16 protein-coding genes are annotated in these 16,006 nt (G+C 47.1%); all 16 read right to left on the reverse strand.

What is annotated here, in order from left to right:
- Positions 1-86: 86 nt before the first annotated feature.
- The 16 genes from CCC70_RS14745 to CCC70_RS14820 all read right to left on the reverse strand — a co-directional run bounded on the left by CCC70_RS14745 (position 87) and on the right by CCC70_RS14820 (position 15,993).
- Positions 87-3,155 carry a hypothetical protein gene (locus CCC70_RS14745; RefSeq protein ID WP_278603544.1) on the reverse strand — a complete coding sequence of 1,023 codons (3,069 nt, stop codon included), beginning with the start codon at positions 3,153-3,155 and terminating at the stop codon, positions 87-89.
- A 112-nt stretch (positions 3,156-3,267) separates the two neighbouring features.
- Positions 3,268-4,518 carry a glutamate-5-semialdehyde dehydrogenase gene (locus CCC70_RS14750; protein ID WP_278603545.1) on the reverse strand — a complete coding sequence of 417 codons (1,251 nt, stop codon included), beginning with the start codon at positions 4,516-4,518 and terminating at the stop codon, positions 3,268-3,270.
- A gap of 43 nt (positions 4,519-4,561) precedes the next feature.
- Positions 4,562-5,122 (reverse strand): 5-formyltetrahydrofolate cyclo-ligase, encoded by a 561-nt coding sequence (locus CCC70_RS14755; RefSeq protein ID WP_278603546.1) that lies wholly within the window; start codon positions 5,120-5,122, stop codon positions 4,562-4,564.
- A complete protein-coding gene (locus CCC70_RS14760) occupies positions 5,100-5,321 on the reverse strand; it encodes a DUF896 domain-containing protein (protein WP_044960849.1) in 222 nt (73 codons plus the stop codon). The genes CCC70_RS14755 and CCC70_RS14760 overlap by 23 nt, the downstream gene beginning before the upstream one ends.
- A gap of 16 nt (positions 5,322-5,337) precedes the next feature.
- Positions 5,338-6,201, reverse strand: coding sequence for a glutamate 5-kinase (gene proB / locus CCC70_RS14765; RefSeq protein ID WP_059086874.1), 864 nt, complete (start codon positions 6,199-6,201; stop codon positions 5,338-5,340).
- Positions 6,202-6,235: 34 nt separating this feature from the next.
- Complete coding sequence (locus CCC70_RS14770) at positions 6,236-7,285, reverse strand: DUF3048 domain-containing protein (RefSeq protein WP_278603547.1); 1,050 nt, start codon at positions 7,283-7,285, stop codon at positions 6,236-6,238.
- 77 nt (positions 7,286-7,362) lie between these two features.
- Positions 7,363-7,857 carry an rRNA maturation RNase YbeY gene (ybeY, locus tag CCC70_RS14775; RefSeq protein ID WP_015524845.1) on the reverse strand — a complete coding sequence of 165 codons (495 nt, stop codon included), beginning with the start codon at positions 7,855-7,857 and terminating at the stop codon, positions 7,363-7,365.
- The gene (locus CCC70_RS14780) at positions 7,854-8,879 is read right to left on the reverse strand and encodes a PhoH family protein (protein ID WP_022426778.1); all 1,026 of its coding nucleotides are present in this window, start codon (positions 8,877-8,879) and stop codon (positions 7,854-7,856) included. Before CCC70_RS14780 ends, ybeY begins: the two co-directional genes overlap by 4 nt.
- A complete protein-coding gene (locus tag CCC70_RS14785) occupies positions 8,872-10,077 on the reverse strand; it encodes a sporulation protein YqfD (protein ID WP_278603548.1) in 1,206 nt (401 codons plus the stop codon). Before CCC70_RS14785 ends, CCC70_RS14780 begins: the two co-directional genes overlap by 8 nt.
- The gene (locus tag CCC70_RS14790; protein ID WP_021650540.1) at positions 10,077-10,340 is read right to left on the reverse strand and encodes a YabP/YqfC family sporulation protein; all 264 of its coding nucleotides are present in this window, start codon (positions 10,338-10,340) and stop codon (positions 10,077-10,079) included. The genes CCC70_RS14785 and CCC70_RS14790 overlap by 1 nt, the downstream gene beginning before the upstream one ends.
- Before the next feature lie 84 nt (positions 10,341-10,424).
- The gene (locus tag CCC70_RS14795) at positions 10,425-10,970 is read right to left on the reverse strand and encodes a DUF2284 domain-containing protein (RefSeq protein ID WP_015524841.1); all 546 of its coding nucleotides are present in this window, start codon (positions 10,968-10,970) and stop codon (positions 10,425-10,427) included.
- Positions 10,967-11,929: a tRNA dihydrouridine synthase gene (locus CCC70_RS14800; protein WP_021650541.1), complete on the reverse strand. Its 963-nt coding sequence runs from the start codon at positions 11,927-11,929 to the stop codon at positions 10,967-10,969. Before CCC70_RS14800 ends, CCC70_RS14795 begins: the two co-directional genes overlap by 4 nt.
- Positions 11,926-12,717, reverse strand: coding sequence for an NYN domain-containing protein (locus tag CCC70_RS14805; RefSeq protein ID WP_118368851.1), 792 nt, complete (start codon positions 12,715-12,717; stop codon positions 11,926-11,928). Before CCC70_RS14805 ends, CCC70_RS14800 begins: the two co-directional genes overlap by 4 nt.
- A 44-nt stretch (positions 12,718-12,761) precedes the next feature.
- Positions 12,762-13,982, reverse strand: coding sequence for an L-cysteine desulfidase family protein (locus CCC70_RS14810; RefSeq protein ID WP_044960854.1), 1,221 nt, complete (start codon positions 13,980-13,982; stop codon positions 12,762-12,764).
- 77 nt (positions 13,983-14,059) lie between these two features.
- Positions 14,060-15,037 (reverse strand): ABC transporter ATP-binding protein, encoded by a 978-nt coding sequence (locus CCC70_RS14815; RefSeq protein ID WP_287085163.1) that lies wholly within the window; start codon positions 15,035-15,037, stop codon positions 14,060-14,062.
- Positions 15,034-15,993 (reverse strand): ABC transporter ATP-binding protein, encoded by a 960-nt coding sequence (locus CCC70_RS14820; RefSeq protein WP_287085164.1) that lies wholly within the window; start codon positions 15,991-15,993, stop codon positions 15,034-15,036. The genes CCC70_RS14815 and CCC70_RS14820 overlap by 4 nt, the downstream gene beginning before the upstream one ends.
- Positions 15,994-16,006: the final 13 nt, after the last annotated feature.

Below are 16,006 nucleotides of genomic sequence, written 5' to 3' on the forward strand. Positions count from 1 at the left end.
ATCTTTACAAAAAAACACCGGCTTTCCTGTTCTTTCGGAAAACCGGTGATTTTTTTATTTGTTATGCTATTTTGGCTATTGTGCGTTTAGATGTCCTTTTTTCTTCTTCTCACGATCACATATCCACCTGCAAGAAGGGATGCCACTGCCAGTGCGGACATGGTTCCGATCGGTGAGTTATCGGCTGTTGATACTGCATTCTTAGATCTAGTTCCGTTGCCTCCATTGGAGGATGTTGCGGATGCCTCTCCTGTTATTGTTGCGTCCGGATTAGAGCCTGTCTGACCGCCGCCATATGAACCATCTGCTCCCGGAGTTCCGGTAGGTGTCAGTTTTGCAGATTTAAACTGATATACCGCAGATTCAATAGTATCTGTCTGCTGCCACTGACCACCGGTGTAGATGTATTTCTGGAAGAATACATACAGGTTGTATGTAGCGTCTTTGTTGATTCCCTTGGCGGAACCAATCTTCCATGCTGTATGCATCTGGCTTTGGGTTGGGTTTGCAGCTGTACTCCAGTAAACCGGAACCCACTTCACATCACCCTCATTTGGATCCTGATTGGTTGTTCCTGCACCGATCACAGTAAATTCATAGAACTGATTCGGATAGAACTGAATTGCCTCATCCAGTCCCTGTACTATGCTCTCTTTTACATCCGGGATGTATGCATTCGGAGTGTTAGTCGGGGTTGGATCTGCAGCTTTCGGTCTGGAATCTTCATTAAATTGTATTTTCAAATTCTTCGTCAAAACACCATTCTTATCTTTGATCTTGAAATAAAGATCAATTGGGTTGTCAGGATCTAAATCCTCAAGACCGATATTAAATTTCTTATCAGCAGTAAACGTTATCTGTTTTCCGGTAGATGTAAGATCTTTCGGAGCGTCAGACTTACCATCACTGTTACGAGAAACCCATTCATAATAACAGGTACCGCTCTTATTAGAAATAAGAGTAACACTCGCAGATGTATGGTTAATCCATGAAAAGCTAACCCATCTGACATTTGCCGGACGCTTAGCTTCATCCAATGCAATCTTCTTTGGTGTACTTACAGTTCCATCAGTTCCTTTGATGCTCACATAAACATCAATTGCATTGTTTGCATCCAAATCTTTCAAACTGATCGTGAAATCCTTATTTGCAGAAACATTTTTTCCCTTGCTCATTTTATCAGCTGACGGAGCTTTGGAACCACGTTTTACCCATTCATAATAGTACACACCTGCTTTATCAGAACGCATAGTTACAGTAGCAGATGTATGACCTTCCCATTTGGAGCTTACGTTGGAAATCTTCGCAGGTGTTTTCGCTGTTTCTTTCAAAGTAACAGTTGCAATCTTTGTTACTGCTGACTCTGATCCATCTTTCGCTACTACCTGTACATAGAGATCAATCGCATCACCTTTCAGATTTTTCAGATCAATCTTAAAATCTTTGTTTTCAGTGATCTCAATCTTGCTGTCTTTAGTTGTGCTAATGGAAGGTTTATCCTCTCCCTTTGCCACCCATTTATAATAGCATGTACCACTCTTATCGGACTGAAGAACTACTTCTGCAGTTGTTGCAGTTTTTCTCTTTGCGCTGATTTTAGTAACCTTTGGTGCTACCGGTTTCGGATTGTCTGGATTCTGTGCCTGGGTTACTGCAATCTCCTTCTTTACACCTTCACCAACAATGTTGTTACCACTTTCACTTTCTTTTACCCATATATAAAGGTCAATAGTCTTGTCTGTGACATTGGTAAGTTTCAGGGAAGTGGTTTCTCCTGCCTTAACCGTTCCACCTTCTATAGCTTTCTCGATAGTCGGAGCTTCCGCACCTTTTGCAACATATTTATAGAAATATGTACCTGCTTTATCAGATGTGAAGGTTACAGAAACAGTATTTGCTTCTTCACTTGTAGCACTATCAATAGTAACCGTTGGTTTGTTAGAAACAAGCTGACCTGTAGCTGTATTTATTCCATAGCTCTGGTCGCCTTCATAGCTCATCGCATTAACTGCTTTTTCAAATGCATCCGCAGCTAAAGATTCAGGTTTCTGGAAAACTGTATAGTCAACTACCGGATTCTCTACGGAATATCCAATATTCTGATTCTCAAATGCGCCGGCAATGATGATACTTCCAGCACTCTGATCCTGCTGTCCTAATACGATATTGGATTTTACGCTCTTATCTCCGCTTGTATAGTTCTCGATGATCTTCGGTTCGTCTGCTGCAGCATTCGTTCCTTGTTCCAGGGAAATCGTACCTGTGCTGTAAACAGCTCCACCTGTAGATACATTATCTTTGATCTCTCCACCGGTAATGATAAGCTTACCACTGTTCTTTATTGCCGCACCGGCTGATGTGGATGAATTATTAGCAAGAGTAACACCTGTAGTCATTACAAATTTTGCATTTGCATCTACAGAAATAATAGAACCTTCTGCCTGTGTTCCATCAGCTTTGGCTCCATCGATAAGAAGTTTACCAATTGTTGTAGTGCCATCTCCATCATTCTTAGTCATGGACAAAATACTACCAGGACTTACTTTAAACATATCACCAGTTACTGTTCCACGGCTGACTGTGGTTTCACTTCCCTGCACACTGAAAATTGCAATATTCTTATTCTCAGGAACCGTAATCGGCTCTGTAAGAGCAAAAGATTCACCGAGCAGGATCTTATAAGAAGAATCATAAAGATTCTCTTTCGTATCATCAATAGAACCTGTAAAATCCGGAGCCCCATTAATCGCATTCTTAAGATCTTCTGCTGTTTTTACAACGACATTTGCTGATTCTGCAGATGTTTCCGTCTGCTCCTGCTGCGCCTCTTCCGCCTGGGCCTGAGCTGCTGCTTGTGCCTCTGCTTCTGCCTGGGCCTCTGCTTCCGCCTGGGCCTGGGCTGCTGCCTGAGCTTCTGCTTCCGCCTGGGCCTGAGCTGCTGCCTGGGCTTCTGCTGCTGCCTGAGCGTCGGCTTCACTCTGTGACTGGTCATCCACAGCTGCTCCATCATCTGGTGTTTCTGTATTCTCGTCTGCAGTCGGTGCTTCTGCCTCTGTTACCGCACCGGTATCCTCAGCGGCAAACGCTGCGGCAGGTGCCATTCCAACAGTCATGGAACCTGCAAGCAGGACTGCAAAAAGCTGCTTTTTTTTCATTTATAAGTCCTCCTGTTATGAGTTAGTCTTTTTAAATCCAATTACAAAGAAGTATAGCACAACACTTCAAAAAAGTAAAGCGGACCCAAAAACCCGCTTTACTTTATTTGTGTTACGGACGTACCTGTCCATTACCATAAATGATATACTTGGTGGTGGTCAGTGCAAGGAGTCCCATTGGGCCTCTTGCATGGAGCTTCTGGGTGCTGATCCCGATCTCCGCACCGAATCCAAATTCGTTTCCATCGGTGAATCTGGTAGAAGCGTTCACATAAACTGCCGCTGCATCTACCTCATCCAGGAATTTCTGGGCATGGGTATAATCATTGGTAATGATGGCCTCCGAATGCTTTGTATTATATTTATTGATATGTGCAATGGCTTCCTCCACGGAATCCACTACCTTTACAGAAAGGATATAGTCAAGATATTCCGTTCCCCAGTCCTCTTCTGTTGCAGGAACTGATCCCGGCATCAGAGCCTTTGCCGCTTCATCTGCACGGACCTCCACATGCTTCTCCTTAAGGCGTCCGGCCAGTACCGGCAGGAAATCGTCCTTCACCTTACGGTTTACAAGAAGGGACTCGCATGCATTGCATACGCCCACACGCTGGGTCTTTGCATTGATCACAATATCCGCTGCCATCTGAAGATCTGCAGTCTCGTCCACATAGATATGGCAGTTTCCGGTTCCGGTCTCGATGACAGGGATCGTACTCTGGTTTACCACTGCTTTGATCAGTCCTCTTCCGCCACGTGGGATCAGTACATCCACATACCGGTTCAGCTTCATAAATTCCGCAGCCGTTTCTCTGGAGGTATCCTGGATCAGCTGGATAGCATCCTCGGTAATGCCGCAGGCTTTTAATGCCTCACGGATACAGTTGACAATGGCAGTATTGGAATGAATTGCGTCGCTTCCACCCTTCAGGATCACGACATTTCCGGTTTTGAAGCAGAGACCGAATGCATCTGAGGTAACATTGGGACGTGCTTCGTAAATGATGCCGATCACACCTAAGGGAACACGTTTCTGTCCGATCAGAAGTCCGTTGGGACGTTTTTTCATACCGGTAACTTCCCCGATGGGATCTTCAAGACCGGTAAGCTGACGAAGTCCGTCTGCCATTCCTTCGATCCGCTCCGGTGTCAGCATCAGACGGTCGATCAGTCCTTCCGGCATCTGATTCTTTTTGCCGTTTTCCACATCCAGGGCATTGGCCTTCAGGATCTCATCGGTATGAGCGACAAGAGCCTTTGCCACAGCTTCCAGGGTTTTATTTTTGTCATTTGTAGAAAGATTTCGAAGGACTGTCTCCGCATCTTTCGCATTCTGTCCCAATTTTTCAAGCATTTCATTCATTTCCAAATATTCCTGCCTTTCTTTCTGTCTTTACAGCAATATCTTACTGTGCATCGCGGTATATATTCTCTTCCGTCACAATGACCTGCGGACGGATATCCGTAGGCTCTGTGGGAACCTCCGGAAGGATCTGGAAGGAAAATCCTACTGCAACGCGGCAGACCTCCGGATGTTTTTCCAGAAAGCGGTCATAAAAACCGCCACCATAGCCTACCCGGTTGCAATTCACGTCAAAAGCCACCCCGGGCATGACCATCATGGCTTCTTCCCAGGAAACCGTTTCTCCGTCTTCCTTTGGCTCAGGGATCCCGAAGTAGCCGGATTCCAGCTGACTGAAATCGGTCAGTCTGTAAAATACCATATCCTTTCCGAAAACCTTTGGCACTGCCACTTCCTTGCCGTCTTTCCAGGCCTGCTCGATGATGTAGCGTGTGATCACTTCATGGTTATAATCTGCGTATGCCATGATGCGTTCTGCATTCCGGTATTCCGGAAGCTCTGTCAGGGCTTCTGTGATCCGGAGACTGTTTTCCCGGATCCAGGCATCGGTATGTTCTTTTCTGGCTTTGAAGATCTTTTTTCTAATTTCCTTTTTTTCTTCCATATTTTTCTCCAAGATTGGTGATGCTGCCATCCTTTTCTTTGATATCGATATTATTCAGATGCGCACGGAGATTTCCTTTCACTGCATCCAGATATTCTCTCCGAAGCTTCGCCTGTTCCACCTTTTCTTCCTCGGTAAGACCTACACTTTTCTGTTTATGTGCCAGTGCGTTGATCCTGTCGATCTTGATATTGTCCATCATAATGTTATTCTCCTTAAAGCAGTTTTTCGATATAATCAATGAGGAAGAATTCTTCCTTCTTGTTTCCTACAAATAATGTTCCGCAGCTCCTGCCTTCCACGATCCTGTGGATGTTGTGGAAGTCGTTTCCGTTGGCAATGACCATGTCGGCCCCTGCCGCAGTGGCGATGATCGCAGCGGTAAGCTTGGTCGCCATTCCGCCGGTGCCGACATTGCTTCCTGTGGAGGATTTGCCAAGCTTACGCATATTGTCATCCATGTTTTCTACAATGTCGATAAACTGTGCATCCGGATTGGAATTGGGATCGTCTGTAAAAAGACCATCAATATCGGACATGAGGATCAGAAGATCCGCATCGATCAGTGCAGCAACCACAGAGGAAAGGGTATCGTTGTCTCCGAATTTTACCAGGTTCTGGAATTCGTAGGAGGATACCGAGTCGTTCTCATTTACAATAGGGATCACCTTTTCTGCCAGAAGCTGCTGGAAGGTATTCTGGGCATTCCTGCGGTTGGTATTGTTGACCATGGTATTCTTGGTCATCAGGATCTGTGCCACCATCTGATTGTATTCCCCGAAAAGCTTCTGATAAATGGTCATTAGCCTGGCCTGTCCCACAGCTGCACAGGCCTGCTTTTTCTCAAGCTCTGCCGGCTTTCCCTGCATCCCCAGTGCAGCTGCACCTACCGCAATGGCTCCGGAGGATACCAGCACTACGTCTTTCCCCTGATTGTGAAGGTCGCTGAGCTCTCTGGCCAGGATCTCCAGCTTACGGAAATCCAGTCTTCCTGTTTCTGCGTGGATCAGTGATGATGATCCGATCTTGATAACAATGCGTTTCTTGTCTTTCAGTCGTTCCCTGTAATTTGCGTTCATGTTTTTTGTTTCTCCTGATACCTGTATATTAGTCTTACTGATAAGTAACGGAATCGATCCTGTCATTCTGTACGATCTCCACCCAGGTCGTACCCGGATTCAGGCGGATCTCCTGTTCATTTCCGTCGTAATAATGCGTAATCCCCCATGGAGAATCCTTCTCCCAACGGATATCGATGGCTTTGCCTCTGGTAATAAACTTGCCCTCTCCGCCGGAAATGGCATCAATATTCAGATAGCCGTTTCCATCGTAGGCCGGGCAGGATGAATACTGAAGGATGATATTGTCGCAGGTAAGCGGTTCATTATCCAGCTGATCCACATGTTCCTTGCCAAACTGGAATCTCTTATATTCCTTTGTCTCCTCATCGTATTCATACCAGGGATGATTGTCAGTAAAATTATCCAGCTTCACAAGGCTGGCTGTGATCCCATCCGGTACAGTCTCTGTACCATCTTCTGCAAAAAGATAATGTCCGGTATATTCTTCTTTATATTCCTGGCTGTATCCCATAGCATCTATGCCTGCCTGAAGATGGCTGGCATCTGTATAGGCATTGTGAGGTGCCTTCCTGTCTGTTGTGCGGAAAAAAGCCAGCTTGCCGATCTGGATCCCGTTAAGGTTATCGATCACATGCTGCTCCAGATAAGGCAGTGCATAGGCAGCCTGTCCGTAGTGAGCATAGATCGCATTAAATTCGTTGGCATAAAAGAGATAATAGTCACGGCAGCTGCGAACGGAACCGATCCGTTCCAGCTCATCGTAATCTTCGAGAATGCCCATAAGACGGGTAATATTACCTTCCACCGGCGCTTCGTAGACAACACCGGCATGTCCGATACCACTCTGGGGAGCTCCGACACTGTTGTTGCCCATCATCACGGCAACCGGTCTTCTCCGTCCAATGCTCTCCGGAACATTTTCGCCGGTGAGATAACTCTTTACCTGGGTTTCTTCCTGTTTCTCCTCATTGGGAACAAAACCTACCAGATCCTGCCCGGCTCCAAAAGCGGGAACAGTCTGGGCAATGCAGATGCATGCAACTGTGATACCTGCCAGGATACCTGTCTTTTTCATTCTCATATATTACCTCCTTTTCTTAAAGCGGAAGAGCTTTCCGCTTAGCTTTTCTGTGGGACAGCACGTGGTCATTCGCTGTACTAGCGGTTGATCCCCAGTTCCTTCAGTGCTGCTGCCTGCTTGGCTTCCATGACCTTTGCCTCATCCTCTGTCATATGATCATAGCCCAGAAGATGCAGCATACTATGTGCCACCAGGAAACAGAATTCCCTTGTCACACTATGTCCGTATTCCTCTGCCTGGGCAAAAACCTTAGGCACGGAGATCATGATATCTCCAAGAAGGAGTTCATCACTGTCCAGATCAAAATAGGACTCATCCTCTTCCACAACGGAATAATCCGCCGGTGTCTCAAAGGGGATCATAGGAAATGACAGCACATCTGTAGGAGCCTGGATATTCCGGAATTCCGTATTTACCCTCTTGATCTCCTCGTTGTCTGTCAGGACAAGATTGACCTGTCCGTCATAGGGGCATTTCTCCATTTCAAGAACCTTGTCCGCAACCTGGGATGCAAGGGCAGCATAGTCAATGCCTAACTCCTGATCTGTCTCATATTCGATATTTATGGTCATCTTCTGTACTCCTTATTTTTTACAGCATACCTGTCATCCTTCCTGGATTTGGCAGGCTTCTGTTTTTTTTCATAATCGTCATAGGCCTGTACGATCTGCTGTACAAGTGGATGACGTACAACATCCTTGCTGGTCAGCTGACAGAATCCGATGTCATCAATCTTCTTCAGCACCTTCATCGCTACATCCAGACCAGACGTGGCATCCCTGGGAAGGTCCTTCTGGGATGCATCTCCTGTGATGATCACCTTGGAACCGAAGCCGATCCTGGTCAGGAACATCTTCATCTGGGCAGGTGTGGTATTCTGTGCCTCATCCAGGATGATGAAGGCATTATCCAGTGTACGTCCCCTCATATAGGCAAGAGGGGCAACCTCGATGAGCCCCTTCTCCATGTTTTTGGCAAAGCTGTCTGCGCCCATGATCTGATACAATGCGTCATAAAGAGGACGCAGATAGGGATCGACCTTGCTCTGGAGATCGCCAGGAAGGAATCCCAGCTTCTCGCCTGCCTCAATGGCCGGTCTGGTAAGAATGATCCTGGAAACCTCCTCATTGCGAAAAGCAGTTACTGCCATAGCCATGGCAAGATAGGTTTTGCCGGTTCCGGCAGGTCCCACGCCGAACACGATCATCTTCTTACGGATCTGTTCCACATAGTCCTTCTGTCCGAGAGTCTTGGGCTTGATGGGTCTGCCCTGTATGGTATTACAGATAAAATCCTTGTCGATCTCCTCCATCACGGAGCCGATCTTCTCCATGGCAAGGGAAAGTGCGTAATTCACATTCTGCTGTGTGATGGTATTGCCTCTGCCCGCAAGTGTGTTCAGTTCCTCCACGATCGCCCTGGCCTGTGTGGCTCCCTCCTGGCTTCCCAGGATCTTAAGAGAACCGTCACGGAAGATCATGGTTACGTTCAGAGTACGTTCGATCAGCTTCAGATGCTCGTCAAACTGTCCGAAAATATTCGCCTGGCGGTCTGCCGGCACATCCACATATAATTCGATAATGCTGCTAGCCATCCTCTGGTGTCCTTTCTTTTGGCTGCATCTTTTTTTCTGTGGGGGCTTCTCTTCCGGTCCGTTCAATGACGGTAAGAGTGCCTCTGCTGACGCAGTCCTGGTGATTTATTTCTATTTTAACATTATTTTCAGATATTTGAACCCCTTTTTCTATTAATTTTTCTTCATAGGCATAAAGCCTTTGTATGGCCTGTTTTTTTGCGGCATCCTCTGTCAGCTGCTCTTTCTGTACTTCGTACTTTCCGATCGCAGCGATCCCCAGGGTAACAGGAGAACGAAAAATCCCGATACTGAAAAGAGGTTCCCGGCTGACGAGGCGTTCCTCATTTTGTTTCAGAGGAGAGGAAAAGTCCAGAAACCAGCTTCCCAGCTGAAAAAAAAGCCTTGTTTTCTTTTTACCGGACCGTACCTTTTTCTCTATGTCCAACGGAAAGGTATCGTAATAGGCAATGGTATGTCGGATGTAAATATCCGCATCTGACTGAACATATGCATAGCGGATGACCTCCTGGCTGTCATCGGTGATGTCCACGATCCCGGAAACCAGTTCCTGGCCTTTTTTTATTTCATCCCCGGCCCTGACAAGAGGAGTTCCCTGCCGTGTGACCATGGAATCGATCACACCGTCCAGAGTTGAAAACAGACTGCAGGATTTTTCTTCCGGCTCTGCTTTTTCTCCGGCAGTTCCCTCCCGGATCTCAAAACGCAGGCCCGTTCCCGAAAATCCGGCAGACACCCAGGTGATCTCCGGAAATTCTCTTCGCAGGGAAGCTGCAAGTGCACTGCAGCTGATCTTCTTTCTGGATACTCCGAAACAGACCCCCTGCTCTTTCAGAAAGCTCATCAGCTGGGGAGTGGGATTTAAAATATTTCCCCGGATCTCAACGTTCCACACTCTGCCTGACAGAAAAAAAAGGAGGCAGAAAACTGCCAGAAACCCTGCAGGGATCATTTTTCTTCTTTTACAGAAAAGCAGAAAAAACAAAGGTCCTCTTTTTTTCAGGATGTGGATATGTACCCCTGTTTTTCTCCGCAGTGGCGAGATCTGCAGAAAATCCGCTACCTTCATAGTCAGCTGAAGCTCCGTCTCACCGGTACGGATGATCCTTTTCAGATCCATTTCCCTGCCTCTGCACAGATTCACAAACCGCTGGCACTGCTGCCCCTTAACAGAAACCCGCACAAAACCTGGGATCATTACTTATTTCCCTCCTCCAGCGTAATGCTTTCGATCTGCCCGCGGATACATAGTTCAAGGGTTGTGTAGCAGGGGATCACAAGGTTTTTCCCACGGATCACAAGTCTGCCGGAAGGTGTCAGTATCAGGATCTCCTCCCTTGTATAGCTCTGGATATTCCGGTAATTTTCGATCACTGCCCGGCGTTTTCCCGTAAGTATCACCTGCACCTCCCGAAATGCCGGTTCCCCGGGAAGCTCCAGAAAAGCTGACATTTTTCTCATTAAAAAAATCCTCCGGCTTTTATCATTAATCTATGCCGGAGGATTTCTTCTTATGTATCTTTCGCTGTATCTGCTTTTTGTCTTTTATCTGCGGATCAGCACCATAGAAAACCAGAGAATGGTATTTCCACCCAGATTGTATTCCATAGCTTCCTTTTCTACGATCTCACTGACTACCACGCCATAGCTTTCCAGACATGGATGCATATGCTCCGGAAAACGGCATGGTTTTCCGTCCAGATAGGCACAGCGTTCACAGAAGTCACAGGATTCCGTGGAAAGCGTAAAGGTCTCATAGCCCTCTCCCTCCAGAAAATCACGTACCTTCTCTGTAAGCGCTTCGTGTTCCATTCTTGTGGAAAGCATCTCCTTCATGTTCATGATATCCGATACCTCCGCAACGCTGGAAAAGAAAACTGCTTTCGGATAGCTCCGGATCTTCTTTTCGCATTCTGACAGCTCTCCCACTGCCGGAGGACAGGCCCATGTGCTCCCATAACGTTCACATTCCTGTTTACAGATCGTACGCACACGTGACTGTACTTTAATATCCCCGGTATCCAGCACACGATACTCAAAAATGGGATACTGGGAAATAAACTCATCAAATTTTTCTTTTATACTGTTCATACCTTTAAGATCTCCTGTTCTCCAAAAAGGCTCATAACTGCTGCCTCATAGTCACCAAAATGCTGGGATTTTTTGATCTTTTTCAGATATCTGGCATAATTGGTAAAGCCCGGTGCCATATAACTCCACAATTCCTTCATGCGGAAAAGTACATTTCGTTCTCCTGAAAGATATTCCTGATAATCCCGGTAAAGACGGTCATGGAACTGCCGCAACTTTTTTCGGTATTCTTCCCGGTGATCCTCTCCGTCTTCTTTTTGCATAATGGCATCCAGAAGATAGGGCCTTGCGATCAGGCCTCTTCCGTACATGACGCTGTCTGCATCCGGAAATTTCTCCCGGATTTCCTGATAAGCCTCCACTGAAAAAATATCCCCGTTATATCCTAGGGGAACCTTCAGCTTTTCCCTTGCCTCCTCATACAGTCCATATCTGGGAACTCCCTTATAATGATCCTTCAGAAGGCGTGGATGGATGATCAGCTCCTTCAGCGGATATCTGCCGTAGATCTCAAGAAGCCGTTCCCAGTCTTCCTCATAATCCGTTCCCACTCTTGTTTTTATGGAGATCTCCATCCCGGTCTTTTCGAAGATCTCATCCAGAAAACGTTCCAGCTTATCCGGCTCGCCCAGGAAACCGGCACCCTTTCCCTTGGCTGTGACAGTTCCCGAGGGGCATCCCAGATTGAGATTCACTTCCCTGTGTCCGTATTCATCCCGAAAGATATGCGCTGTTTTCACAAAATCCTCCGCATTGTTGGTCAGGATCTGGGGAATCACCGGAAGATCTCCGTTGGTTTCCGGTGATACCTCTTTGATCTCCTTGCTGCTGAGACGTTTATTGGGCTTGGCAGTGATGAAGGGAGTAAAGTATTTATCCATGGGATAAAAACAGTCATGATATGCATTTCGATAGACCCAGTTGGTTACGCCCTCCATAGGTGCCAGATAATTCTTCATTGTTTATCCTCCTTCATGCGGAAATAGATCTGCTTTCTCCCTCCGCTTCCCGTGGGGATCCTGCCTGTCTCATAATTTCCCAGAGATTTGATAAAGGGGGTCAGCTTGGAATATCCGTAATTACGCACATCAAAATCCGGAAGTCGTTTCCCAAGCTGGTCGCCCAGCTGTCCGGAGGAAAGCCATCCCTCTTCGTCAGAAAATTTCTCGATGATGGCATTAATGGCCTTGCGCACCCGCTTGAGATCTTTGTTCTTCCTAGAGCCGGAGCTGCTCTGTTTGCTGCTGTTTCCGGATTTTTTAGCTTCTGCTGCAGTAGCCAGATCTTCCTTCTTCTCTTCCTCCTGTTGGTTGCGATAGAGAAGATCCAGATATTTAAACTGGTTGCATGCGGAAATAAACGGCTTCGGCGTCTTCTCCTCACCCATACCCAGGACCAGCATTCCGGATTCCCGGAGCCTTGCTGCCAGACGGGTGAAATCACTGTCCGAAGAAACAATACAATATCCATCCACATTTCCGGAATACAGAATATCCATGGCATCAATGATCATCGCTGAATCGGTGGCGTTTTTTCCGGTGGTATAGCTGTACTGCTGGATAGGGATGATGGAATCCTCCAGGAGGACATTTTTCCAGGAGGAAAGCCGTGCACTGGTCCAGTCTCCATAGATCCGTTTGTAGGTGGCTATGCCGATGTTTGCCACTTCATCCACGATGATCTTGATGTATTTGTCTGATACATTATCTGCATCGATCAGTATTGCAATTCTTAATTCGTTGTCCATAAATCCAACCTTTTCTGTTTAATCTGTGCCGTCTCCGATGCGGATCAATGCTCCAGCATGATCTTGAGGATCTCTCTGTCTGTTTCCTTCATACCGTCTTTTCCGATCTGTCCCACACAGCTGATGGTCTCTGCGGTTTCTTCCTGGAGAATTCCTGTATAAGGTGCATAAGACTGACCGTTCATAGCAAGATGATGCGCCAGGAAGGCTGCATCAAGACAGGCTGCGATCTTTGCAGCACAGGAGATCTTGGCCCCATCACAGATGATTCCCGGAATATTGGCAAGGGTATTCTCGATCGTTTTTTTGATCAGGGAAATATCTCCGCCTACCATATAGGTAATGGCAGCTCCGGCTGCACAGGAGGCCGATACCGCACCGCAGAAGGCAGACAGCTTCCCTATATATTGCTTCTGATAAACTGTGAGGAGATTGGAAAACACCAGAGCCCTGTAGAGGCTGTAATCCGGTAGCTCCATCTCTCTTGCATAGACGATCAGCGGAACAGAGCATGCAATTCCCTGATTTCCGCTTCCGGAATTGATGACAACCGGCATATCACAGCCACCCATACGTGCCTCAGAAGCCGCTGCAGTAAGACTTCTCATTCTGGTGAGCATATCGTGAGAATAATTTTCACGGATCACGCGCCCGATACCCAGGCCGTATTTTCCGGTCATTCCCTCATGAGCAATGGCCATATTGCTTCTGATCTGCGCATCCAGAAGCTCCTTTACATCGGAAAGCTCTACGGTATCTGCAAATTCCCGAATATCCTCCAGATTTAACAGGCCGCGGTCCGTCTCTTCCTTTTCTTCCACTGCTTTATCTGCATCAAGGAGGATCTCTCCGTTTTTGCTGATCCTGGTCACGTTAATATGGTCGTATTTGATCTCCAGGCTGACAGCATCTTCACCGGCATACATTTCGATGATAATGTGAAGGACTACCGGCGTGTCCAGAAGCTCCACCTTACAGATATCTGCCTCCAGAAGTTCCCGGCAGCGTGCCCTGCCCTTTTCATCGACTTTGGAAAGAACTTCCATATTCAGTGAGGCATCTCCTGCCACCGCCCCAAGGATCACACCTGCAGGAATCCCCTTTAAGCCTCCTGAATTGGGAATGATCACACAACGCACATTTTTGATGATATTTCCGGAACATTTTGCTACGATACGCTCCGGCTCTTTCCCAAGGATCTCTCTTGCTCTTGCCGCACCATAGGCCAGAGCGATCGGTTCTGTACATCCCATAGCCGGGATCATCTCCTCACGGAGGATTGCCAGATAGTTTTTATATATATTTTTGTCCACTTTTTTATTTACCTTCCCGTATTTTATGATTATTTCTTTTCCTGATATTTATGACATGCTACCATATGTCCCGGCTCCACCTGACGAAGTGCCGGGGTTTCCTGTCTGCAGCGTTCCTCACACCACGGACAGCGGTTATGGAAGCGACAGCCCCCGATAGATCTGGACTGTACTCCGGTATCCGTAACGATCTGATCCAGAGTTTTGACTCTCGGGTCCGGAACCGGAATCGAGGAGATCAGCATTTCTGTATAAGGATGCAGCGGATTGGAATAGAGCTTATCTGCATCTGCGATCTCCATGAGATTTCCAAGATAAAGCACCCCGATCTCATCACAGATCTTCTGGACCACCTGCAGCTGATGGCTGATGAACAGATAGGTCAGCCCGTATTTTTCCTGAAGATCCTGAAGCATCTGGACGATCTGGGCCTGCAGGGAAACATCCAGCGCAGAAATGGGCTCATCGCAGACTACAAATTCCGGCTGTACGGAAAGTGCTCTTGCAATGGAAATCCTCTGACGCTGTCCGCCGGAGAACTCATGAGGATACTTCAGAAGATCCTGCTCTTTAAGGCCAACCACGCGGATCAGTTCTTTTGCACGCTCCTTACGTTCTTTCTGCGTGCACATTTTATGGATCGCCATAGGCTCACAGATGATATCCTGCACTGTATGGCTTGGGTCCAGAGAGGAATAGGGATCCTGAAAAACGGACTGCATTTTTTTGCGGTATGGAAGCAGTTCTTTTTCACCCATGGCTCCGATCTCTGTTCCTTCATAAAAAATCTCACCGCCTGTGGGTTTATGATAACGTAGGATTGCCTTTCCGATGGTAGATTTTCCGCTTCCGGATTCTCCTACCAGACCGAAGGTTTTCCCCTTTTCAATCGAAAAGCTTACCTGATCCACAGCCTTCAGTATGCCCGGCTTAAAGGACAGAAGCTTCGGAGATTTCTGTTTAAAATATACTTTCAGATCTTTTACTTCAATTAAGGGCTTGCTCATCTCTTCTCCTCCCTTCTGTGACAGAATATCCTGTGTCCCTCTGAAGCCTCATAATATTTCGGAAGACAGGCTTCACAGGTTTTGTCCGCATATTTACAGCGATTCAGGAAGGGACACAGATCACCATTTCCGTCCGAAAGATCTCTCTCCAGAAACTGTTCAAAGGTACCTCCCACCCGCGGCATGCTTGCGATCAGTGCCTGTGTATAGGGATGTCCCGGATGAAGAAAGATCTCTTCTACAGTTCCCTCTTCCACCACGTAGCCACCACACATGACAGCTACCCGTTTACAGGTCTGCGCTACAACGCCCAGATCATGGGTGATCAGGATGATGCTCATATTGTTTTTTTTCTGAAGTTCCAGAAGCAGATGAAGGATCTGAGCCTGGATCGTAACGTCCAGGGCTGTGGTCGGCTCATCTGCGATCAGGATCTTCGGGTCACTGCTCATGGCCATGGCGATCATCACACGCTGGCGCATACCGCCGGAAAGCTCGTGAGGATATCTGTTCATAGCCTTTTCCGGGTCTGTGATGCCAACGGCTGTGAGAAGCTCCAGCACCCGGGCCTTTGCTTCTTTTTTGTTCATATTGGTATGGCGCCGGATCAGCTCTACCATCTTATTGCCAACAGTGTAAACCGGATTCAGTGCGGAAAGAGAATCCTGAAAGATCATGGCGATCTCACCACCGCGAATCCCACGGAGCTCTGCTTCATTTTTCTTCAGGATATCTTCTCCCCGGAACAGGATCTCACCACCCATGATCTTACAGTTGGATGGTCCGAGACGGAGAATGGATTTGGTGGTCACGCTCTTTCCGCTTCCGGACTCTCCTACGATCCCGAAAAAATCCCCCTCACCGATGGCAAAGCCTGCACCTTTTACTGCCTGTGTCTCTCCAAGGTCTGTAAAGAAAGACACCTTCAGATCTTTTACTTCCAGTAATTTTTCCATATGTAAATGTCCT

The organism is Blautia sp. LMAG:89, assembly GCF_008679485.1.
Classification (GTDB): domain Bacteria; phylum Bacillota; class Clostridia; order Lachnospirales; family Lachnospiraceae; genus Blautia_A; species Blautia_A fusiformis.